The following is a 6454-nucleotide window of genomic DNA, read 5'->3' on the forward strand; positions in this document are numbered from 1 at the left end:
AGCCCAGCGAAACGACGGATCCTCGCAACGTAAAATCATGCAGTTAGGCCTCATGAGAAAAGTGTACACCTGAGATGACAAGCATTTTCAACCAAAACTGGCATGGAAAAACAGCATGATTACCTATTATTCAACAAAGCCCTGCTGTTGCTCAAAGATCAGCAGTTGAATAACGACACCGATCCGGTGCGTGAATATTATCGGCTGGACACGCTGCTGCGCACGGTCAGCGCACGCGAGGCTTATAACAGCATCTATCGCCAGCCGGTCACGCGCGATACGGTGGCTGAACTGCTGATCCTGCGTAACGACGTGCCGCATTCTCTGCGCTCCTGTATCGAAGACGTTGTCGGTCCAATTGAAACAGATCGCTAACACCCGTTCTCACCTGCCGCTACGGCTGGCGCACCAGTTGAATGACGATCTGCGCTTCAGTACGCGGGAAGATTTGGCGCGATTCGATATGCAGGTGTATCTCACCGTGCTGCTGGCCCGAATCAACGCGCTGGCTGACAGCGTGCGACAAACCTATCTGGAGACGGTATGAAACTGACAATTAATCATCTCACGCGCTATCGCTATGATGAACAAGTGAAATTCAGAACACAGTATCTGCGTTTGACGCCGCGTGACTCCGCTCGCCAACGCGTGGCTTCATGGTCACTGACGCTGTCTGATGGCTCTGCAGTTGCCACCACCGACACCTGGGGCAACGTGTTGCATGTGCTGACGTTGGATCACCCGCATCAGGAAATCGTCATTCACGCTCAGGGTGTGGTAGACATTGCCGATAACGATGATAGTGAGCCAGAGGATGAGTTGCTGTCACCGTTGGTGTTCCTGCGCAGCACGCCTCTGACGCAGGCAGATGCGCCGATTCGCGTGTTCGCGCTGCGCTACTACCGGCCGGATGCGGCGGAAGAGAGCCTGAACGCGCTGATGGCGGCGCTGTTGGTCAGCATGCCTTACACGCCTGGTGCAACGTAGGTGCAAGATAGCGCTGCGCAGGCCTTTACACGCGGGCAGGGAGTCTGTCAGGATCACACCCATGTGTTTCTGGCCTGCTGTCGCAGCCTACACCTGCCGGCGCGCTATGTCAGCGGCTACGTTCACAGACCAGATTCGCGCCATGTGGCGATGCATGCCTGGGCGGAAGTGTGGCTGAATGGACGCTGGCTGCGTTTTGATATCACTAACAACTCGCGCAGCCTGACGCAGCATTTGCGTCTGGCAACCGGGTTGGACTATCTGGATGCGTACCCGATACGCGGCCGCCGTCTGGCTGGCGGCAGCGAAATGATGTTTTCTGAAGCTGAAGTGCGGCGCTTTTCACAACAGGCGCAGCAGCAATAACCATGAGATGTTCGGATTATGACTTACTGTGTGGCCGTGTGCCTGTCGGACGGACTGGTGTTCGCCTCGGATTCCCGCACCAATGCCAGAGTGGATCATATTGCAACGTTTAAAAAACTGCATGTGATTCACCGCGCCAATGATCGGGTATTGGTGCTTCAGTCCTCCGGGAACCTAGCCACCACGCAAAGCATTGTCAGCCTGCTGGAAACGCGCATGCGCAGTGACAGCGAGCCTAATCTGTTGCAGGTGTCTACTCTGTACGATGCGGCGACGCTGGTCGGTACCACCTTGCGTGAAGTCATCGATCACGATAGCAGTATGCAACAACATGCAATCACCACCAATTCTGGCTGCAACCTGCTGTTAGGTGGGCAAATTGCTGGAGAAGCCCACCGCCTGTTTCATATCTATCCTGAAGGAAATTTTATCGAGGCGACGCGCGATACGCCTTACTTCCAGATTGGCGAAAGCAAATACGGCAAACCGATCATTGACCTGGTATTAACACGAGAAACCTTGCTCGAGCAGGCAATGTGCTGCGCGCTGATCTCGATTGATTCCACGCTGCGCAGCAACCTGTCCGTCGGGCTGCCACTGGATGTAATGATCTACCGTGCTGACAGCTTTGATGACAGTGGGCAGCGCCGTATTACCGAAGATGACCCCTACTTTGCCACCATTCGCAAAGCCTAGTCAGAAGGATTACGGAACACGTTCCGTCAATTGCCGCCGTTCTCGCTTTAACGCGTCACATTCGTCCGCCGAGCTGCCAGCGCACGCAGCAATACCGCAAGGGTGGTGCCATTGTGCAGCAGTGCGCTGCTGCCCGGAGATAACCCACCCAACGCCGACGTCAGCATGATACCGCTGTTGACCCATTCGGTCAGTGCGATGTTACTGTGCACCAGTTTCATCGCTTCCAGCGCCAGTTCACGCGCCAGCACCACGCCGTGCAGATTATCCTGCATCAACACCGCATCCGCCGCCTGCTGTGCCAGCTCGGTACTCTGGTTCATGGCCAGCCCGACATCTGCCTGCGCCAACACCGGGGCGTCATTTACCCCATCGCCGATAAACAGTACGTTGCGACCCTGCTGTTGCAGCGCCTGAACAACATCCACCTTACTCTCTGGCGTGCATTCAGCCACGCATTCATCCATCGCTAACGCGTTAGCCAGTTGCTGCGCCTTTTCAACGCGATCGCCGGTCAGCAACACGATGCGATCGATCCCCGACTGGTGAAGCTGTGCAATCACATCGAGTGCATCCGCCCGCACGTTATCCTGCAAGCCAATCATGCCAACCAACCGCTCATCGAGGCTGATGAACAGCAAATGGCACCCCTGCTGGGCCAGCGCGGTAATCTCGACCTCATATGGTGAGAACACAACCTGATAGTGCGCTTCCAGAAAATGGCGGCTGCCGATCGCCATGCGGTGACCATCCAGTTCACACAGCAGACCGTGCGCAATCACATACTCCACTTCACCGTGGTTAATGTGGGGTAACGCATGGTGGTGCGCCGACGCCACCACCGCTTTCGCCAATGGATGGTTGCTGTGTTCTTCAACAGAGGCAGCGATCGCCAGCATGCGCTCAGCCCAGGCACGCTCCTGATCGAAACTGACCACTTCCGTCACCTGCATATCACCGTGCGTCAAAGTGCCGGTTTTATCGAACACGACGGTATCGACCGCGGCGAGCTTTTCAATCGCCCGCCCGCCTTTCAGCAGCAAGCCACTTTGCGCCGCACGGTACATAATGGATTTAAACGCGATCGGCGTGCTTAGCTTCAGCGCACAGGCATAATCCACCAAAAAAACCGAGGCCAGACGACGCCAGTCACGGGTCAGAGCAAACACCGCCCCGCCTACGCCGAGCGTGATCGCCACGCGCCGGTCAGCCATCGCCTGTGTCACTTTTTGCGTTTCGCTTTGCTGGCTGAGCGATTCACTGATAAAGCGGCGAATATTGGCAATCGAGGAGTTTTCCCCTACCCGATAGGGGCCTGTACCGCAATATTGCCTTCCTGCACCTGGGTGCCCGCATACAGCCAGGCACCCTTCTCGCGCCGAACGGGTACGCTTTCTCCGGTCATGGAAGCCTGATTAATCAGGCCGACACCGCGCAGCACCTTGCCGTCCGCCGGGATCGTGTCTCCGGGGCCAAGCAACATCACGTCACCAACCGTCAGCGCAGACGAAAGCATTTGACGACGCTCCCCTGCGCACTCGACCCACACGCAGTGTTCCTGCGGTCGTAACAGGCTGGCCAGCAACGCATCGGAATGACGGCTGGTCTCCTGCTCCATGTGCTCGCCCAACGTCAGCAGAGTTTGCGTTAGCATTGCGGTGCGGTTATCACCGCGCAGCACGGAAAGCCCAACCGCCAGGGCATCCAGCACCTCAATGTTCAGCTCGCGCCGTGTCAACGATGCTACGCCTTCAGCCAAGGTTTCCACGGTCAGCAGCAGCGTCGGCACAGCAGCACAGCGCCGAGGAAGGCACTGCGCCAACAGCAACCCCCCGGCGTTGAGCAGATTATCGCCACCGCAATATTCCGGTTCATGCTCGCTCTCGCTACGCTGCTGCCAGTCAATGCCAGCCACGTGCGTCAACAGCGTGGATTCGTCGGTCTGATCCGGATGATACTCAATCACCACCGAGCCAATCGCTGGGCGCAGGCGTACCCTTGTGACGCCCAGTAACGCCAACAGTTGGTGGCGCAGCCAGTTCGCTCCGTCAGGGAAATGCACCAGCAACGTCATGCTCAGTCGCAAACGCCCGGGCAAGCGATGCTTGACTCGAATCCACGGTGCGAGAGTGACCTCCCGTTCAGGCATCACGACGCGTCATTCTCCTGCTGACGGTAGTAATCCAGCTCGGCCTGGAGATCCGCCAGACGCTCTTTTAACTCTTCCACCTCACCGCGCACGTTGCCCCACGCTTTTTTCGCCGTGGTGGCGACCCCTTGTTGCACCTGTGGGTTAGTAAGCAAATACGCAATGGCAGCACCGGCCACGACGCCGGTGACAAAGTGGGTTTTGCTGTTGGCCTGACGATAAGGGGCTGGAGGCGTAGCAGGCGGGTAACTGGCATAGGCAACCTTTCCGTTCGGCAACCGATAAGCGTAAACATAAGGCATATTGTGAGGGTTCATTCCTGCACTCCTTCTTGGTGTTGGTCCTGTAACGACTCACGCCGCTGCATGGCATGGCAATACCGGCGCTTGCCAATGTCAACCAGGTCAGCAAAGGCCGCCCCGCGCTGGCGCTGGCGCTGGCCACGGCCATTACCGTACCGCTCACCACGCCCGCTTTGGCAGCATCGCTTGCCACCTTGACGGCACTTTCATTCAGCGTGGTTTCACCGCGCTGGTAATGCCGCCATTGTTCGATACAAGAGGTGGTAGTGCCCACCAGCGCACCAGCCACGACCGCACGACTGATGGGGCTTAACGCGTCACGGTTGTCGCTCATCCCGCGTCTACTCAGGCGCGGAAGTCGTCGCGCGCTGGCGCTCTACCGAGGCCTGAAATTCCGCCTTACCTGCCTTCACCGTGTCGCGAAAAATGGTGCTGCCCGCGGCCACACTCTCTTTCACACTTTCGGCACCGCTGGCGACAGAGGATTTGACTTTATCGCCGCCGGTTTTTAACAGATCGCCTGCGCTTGCCAGAGTCTGTGTCAGCGTCTGGCGCACGCTGTCATTGGTTAGCAGCAGTGTGACAGCAGCGCCGATCATCGCACCTTTCCAAAACTCCTTATCATCCGCGCCGATGGTGCCGATCAGGCTTTTCAACAGCCCTGCCTGTTCTCCCATCACATTATCAACCACTCCTTGCGCATGCGCGCTCCAGTCCATGCCCGGTGCTGCATGATGACCGTGATGATGTGCAGCTTGCGGCGCCGCATTTTCGGGGAACGGATACCCTGGTAGCGGATAGCCGGGCGGTAAGTACCCTGGGGGCACTGCGCCCGGCGCCATCTGCGGATACCATGCTGGCTGCGGCGGCCATCCTGGTGGTGGTGGAAAAGCCCCTTGCGCGGCGGGATCGCCTTGTGGCACGTAATAGGGATAGCCATAAGGTGGGAAATAGGGAGCCTGATTCACAGGATTATTATCATTACTCATAACGACCCTCTCTTGACTAGGTTTATTGGGAAAGCACAGCCTGAATTTGCGTCAGCGCCTGTTGCGCCGCCTGATCATCATGACCAAACAGATGCGTCAGCAGCGTGGGGGAAAGTGTGCTGGCACAATATTCCAGTACCACGCTACCGGTTGCGGCATTAATGCTGCACGATTTCAGACCCCCCTCGGGGTGACACAGTGATTGCAGCGCAGCCAACAGGCTTTGGCTGAGTGCGGAGACCAAGCGATTGGTAAAACTGAGGCGAATGCGCCCCGGAATATGGTGCGCTACCGTGACAAAACGGCGTAGCGCCATCAAATTCTGCAAATAATCTGCCGCCATAACGGTGACTACAACCTCCCTTTGCCTACCAACATCAATGCCGCTTCAATCTCATGCGACATAAACCCATGCCGCGCGCACAACACAAGGCGACAAGGTTGCCCTTGTCACAACGTTAGAAAGGTAAATATTTTGCGCGAAGACAACGTCACAATAACGTAACGTCAGGAGAACCACTTAAGATTTATGCGGTTAATTGCAGGTTGTTTGTTTTTTATCAATTCGCGCCATAAACAGAGATGATATACACTCTCACTACGATAATGTGTACTAGCTCAGACCTGATCTGACAGTTACCGATTATTTATACAGGTGTCTGTCAGATTACATCTGGTTCAGATTCTTTTCTGCCCAGATCCGTTTTCCATCAAGTAAAGCGGCCATCGGCGTACGCCCGCAGCACGTTTTTCCCTGATGAGTTCGCTCATTATTGTAATGCCACAACCAGTTGTCCAGATCTACCTGCAGGCTTTCCAGGTCTTCATATAACTTCTTGCGGAACGTAACCTGATAAAAATCCTGCAAAATGGTTTTATGGAAGCGCTCGCAGATGCCGTTCGTCTGCGGAGACATCGCCTTCGTTTTCGTATGCTCGATATCGTTGATAGCCAGATAAAGCTGA

At 56.2% G+C, this 6454-nt stretch carries 8 protein-coding genes and 2 pseudogenes; 4 read left to right on the forward strand and 6 right to left on the reverse strand.

Going from position 1 to position 6454, the window contains the following annotated elements; genetic code table 11:
* Positions 1-141: 141 nt before the first annotated feature.
* The 3 genes and pseudogenes from QZ506_RS18930 to QZ506_RS18940 form a co-directional block, all read left to right on the forward strand.
* A pseudogene (locus QZ506_RS18930) lies at positions 142-547 on the forward strand (alpha-E domain-containing protein); the annotation flags it as partial.
* A pseudogene (locus QZ506_RS18935) lies at positions 544-1353 on the forward strand (transglutaminase domain-containing protein). The pseudogenes QZ506_RS18930 and QZ506_RS18935, both read left to right, overlap by 4 nt.
* Positions 1354-1371: 18 nt before the next feature.
* Entirely contained in the window at positions 1372-2049 is a 678-nt protein-coding gene (locus QZ506_RS18940) for a peptidase (RefSeq protein WP_291973119.1), read from the forward strand.
* A gap of 47 nt (positions 2050-2096) precedes the next feature.
* Here QZ506_RS18940 and QZ506_RS18945 read toward each other — a convergent pair whose 3' ends face one another.
* Genes QZ506_RS18945 through QZ506_RS18955 form a run of 3 tightly spaced genes read right to left on the reverse strand, consistent with a single transcriptional unit; the run spans position 2097 to position 4515 of the window.
* On the reverse strand, positions 2097-3413 hold the full coding sequence (locus QZ506_RS18945; RefSeq protein WP_367273041.1) for a heavy metal translocating P-type ATPase: 1317 nt from the start codon (positions 3411-3413) through the stop codon (positions 2097-2099).
* The gene (locus QZ506_RS18950) at positions 3350-4198 is read right to left on the reverse strand and encodes an HMA2 domain-containing protein (RefSeq protein WP_291973121.1); all 849 of its coding nucleotides are present in this window, start codon (positions 4196-4198) and stop codon (positions 3350-3352) included. The genes QZ506_RS18945 and QZ506_RS18950 overlap by 64 nt, the downstream gene beginning before the upstream one ends.
* Positions 4198-4515 carry a YtxH domain-containing protein gene (locus QZ506_RS18955; RefSeq protein ID WP_291973123.1) on the reverse strand — a complete coding sequence of 106 codons (318 nt, stop codon included), beginning with the start codon at positions 4513-4515 and terminating at the stop codon, positions 4198-4200. The genes QZ506_RS18950 and QZ506_RS18955 overlap by 1 nt, the downstream gene beginning before the upstream one ends.
* A gap of 53 nt (positions 4516-4568) precedes the next feature.
* Between QZ506_RS18955 and QZ506_RS18960 the strand changes: the two genes are divergently transcribed.
* Positions 4569-4736, forward strand: a complete 168-nt coding sequence (locus tag QZ506_RS18960; protein WP_291973125.1) for a hypothetical protein — start codon at positions 4569-4571, stop codon at positions 4734-4736.
* A gap of 105 nt (positions 4737-4841) precedes the next feature.
* Here the strand turns inward: QZ506_RS18960 and QZ506_RS18965 are convergent, their stop codons facing one another.
* The 3 genes from QZ506_RS18965 to QZ506_RS18975 form a co-directional block, all read right to left on the reverse strand.
* Positions 4842-5489: a YtxH domain-containing protein gene (locus QZ506_RS18965; RefSeq protein WP_291973127.1), complete on the reverse strand. Its 648-nt coding sequence runs from the start codon at positions 5487-5489 to the stop codon at positions 4842-4844.
* Positions 5490-5511: 22 nt separating this feature from the next.
* The gene (locus tag QZ506_RS18970) at positions 5512-5832 is read right to left on the reverse strand and encodes an HMA2 domain-containing protein (protein ID WP_291973129.1); all 321 of its coding nucleotides are present in this window, start codon (positions 5830-5832) and stop codon (positions 5512-5514) included.
* A gap of 324 nt (positions 5833-6156) precedes the next feature.
* The coding region (locus QZ506_RS18975; RefSeq protein ID WP_291973131.1) for an integrase core domain-containing protein at positions 6157-6454 on the reverse strand (298 nt) is incomplete at its 5' end.

Origin of the sequence: Candidatus Symbiopectobacterium sp. (assembly GCF_020054415.1) — a bacterium.
GTDB lineage: Bacteria > Pseudomonadota > Gammaproteobacteria > Enterobacterales > Enterobacteriaceae > Symbiopectobacterium.